Origin of the sequence: Parasphingorhabdus sp. (assembly GCF_049667325.1) — a bacterium.
GTDB lineage: Bacteria > Pseudomonadota > Alphaproteobacteria > Sphingomonadales > Sphingomonadaceae > Parasphingorhabdus.
Map to the genome: position 1 here is coordinate 1 of NZ_JBATHY010000161.1, position 1,942 is coordinate 1,942.

The 1,942-nt window shown below is 56.6% G+C and carries 3 protein-coding genes; all 3 read right to left on the reverse strand.

The window, feature by feature from the left end; all coding sequences use genetic code 11:
- On the reverse strand, window positions 1–498 hold a 498-nt coding region (locus tag WBM93_RS07320), incomplete at its 3' end, for a methylmalonyl-CoA mutase family protein (protein ID WP_424430222.1).
- Between the two features lie 103 nt (window positions 499–601).
- Window positions 602–1,384: an enoyl-CoA hydratase-related protein gene (locus WBM93_RS07325; protein WP_424430225.1), complete on the reverse strand. Its 783-nt coding sequence runs from the start codon at window positions 1,382–1,384 to the stop codon at window positions 602–604.
- A 108-nt stretch (window positions 1,385–1,492) separates the two neighbouring features.
- Window positions 1,493–1,927, reverse strand: a complete 435-nt coding sequence (gene mce, locus WBM93_RS07330) for a methylmalonyl-CoA epimerase (protein WP_424430228.1) — start codon at window positions 1,925–1,927, stop codon at window positions 1,493–1,495.
- Window positions 1,928–1,942: the final 15 nt, after the last annotated feature.

The window sequence follows — 1,942 nt, forward strand, 5'->3', positions numbered from 1 at the left end:
TTCTGCCGCGACGATATAGAAAGCCAGGCACGGAATAACCGCGCCGTTCATCGTCATCGATACCGACATTTCGTCAAGCGGGATCTGGTCGAACAGGATGTTCATATCCTCGACACTGTCGATCGCCACGCCAGCCTTGCCGACATCGCCGACGACGCGGGGATGGTCACTGTCATAACCGCGATGGGTCGCGAGGTCGAAGGCGACCGAAAGCCCCTTCTGGCCAGCCGCTAGATTCCGGCGATAGAAAGCGTTGGATTCCTCGGCGGTCGAGAAGCCCGCATATTGGCGGATCGTCCAGGGACGCCCGGCGTACATCGACGCCTTGACGCCACGGGTGAAAGGACCGAAGCCGGGCAGTCCCGGATCACCGGCATCCTCCGCTGTGTAGAGCGGCTTGACGGCAATACCTTCTGGCGTCTGCCACGTCAGGTCACGGCCTTTGACTTCCTTGTCAGCCAGTTCCTGCCATTCCTTGATCGTCGGTTTGTAGGTCATATCATTCTCACTTGTCGCCTCAGCGGAGGCTGGGGTCTATCCCGCCGTTCTGTTATGAACGAATATTGGTTTCGGCTCCAGCCTTCGCTGGAGTGACAAATTTCTACTCCCCCTTAAACTCGGCTTTGCGTTTCTGGAGGAACGACATCGCCCCTTCCCGCGCATCCTTGCTGTTACCGGCGATCCGTTGTCCTTCGGCTTCGCGAACCAGCGAAGAGGCATAATCGCTTTCGAGCGCAGCGGCCAGATTCTGGCGCATCACGCCCAGAGCCACGGTGGGACCACCAGCCAGACGTTTCGCCAGTTTGTTGGCTTCATCCATCAATAAATCATCGTCGACACATTTATAGACCAGTCCCCAATCAGCGGCTTTTTCGCCCGGGATTTTCTCGCCCAGCAACATCATTTCTGTTGCCCGGGCCTTGCCGACAAGCCGGGTCAGCATCCACGATGCCCCGCCATCCGGCACCAGCCCGATGTTGACGAACGCCTGCAGGAAATAGGCAGATTTCCCCGCAATCGCGAAGTCGCTTGCCAGAGCTATGGAACAGCCCACGCCTGCTGCCGGACCGTTCACCGCCGTGATCGTTGGAATATTCAGCTTGGCCAGTTTCAGCATCAACGGGTTATAATGTTGATTGAGCGCTGCGTAGCTGCCTTGTCCGCCGGACAAAGCGCTGTCGTTCTTCGCCTGCAAATCAGCACCGGCGCAAAAGGCGCGGCCTTCGCCGGTTATCACCAGAGCGCGCGCATCTTCTAGTTTGTCGAGCGCGATGAAGATATCATCGGCCATATCCAGCGAACAGGCGTTGAGCCGTTCCGGCTTGTTTAGCGTGATGGTTGCCACCTGATCGGTGATGTCCAGCTTGATATTCCCGAATTCCATTTATCGTTCCTTTATGACCGTCATTCCAAACTTGATTTGGAATCCAGAGCGAGAATGCAGTGATTGCCGCTCTGGGTGCTGAATCGAGTTCAGCATGACGGGAGTAGTTTAATGCCCCTTGGGTGTTTCCATGATCTCGGTCAGCATCCCGCCCATATCCTTGGGATGGACAAAAAAGATAAGCGTGCCGTGCGCTCCGATCCGTGGTTCGCCAAGCACTCGCTTGCCCATCGCTTCAAATTCCGCCTTGGCGGCATGAATGTCGGGCACTTCGAAACAGATATGATGCTGGCCGCCAAGCGGGTTTTTGGAGAGGAAGCTGTTTATGGGGCTGTCTTCGCCGAGTGGTTCGATCAATTCGATCTGGGTGCCGTTGGTCGGTCCGTCGGCGGGCGTGTCGACAAAGCAGACTTTCACGCCCTGTGCGGGCAGATCAAAAGGCTCGCAAAAAGAGGTAGCACCCATGACGTCGCGCCAATGGGCTATGCTGTCGGTGATCGAAGGCGTCACGACGCCGATATGGTTCATTCTTCCCAGTTTCATTTAATGCTTCTCCCC

What these genes read in the sequence shown, in the direction of transcription:
- WBM93_RS07325 (WP_424430225.1), bottom strand. Translation starts at nt 1,384, where the DNA reads ATGGAATTCGGGAATATCAAGCTGGACATCACCGATCAGGTGGCAACC.
- mce (WP_424430228.1), bottom strand. Translation starts at nt 1,927, where the DNA reads ATGAAACTGGGAAGAATGAACCATATCGGCGTCGTGACGCCTTCGATC.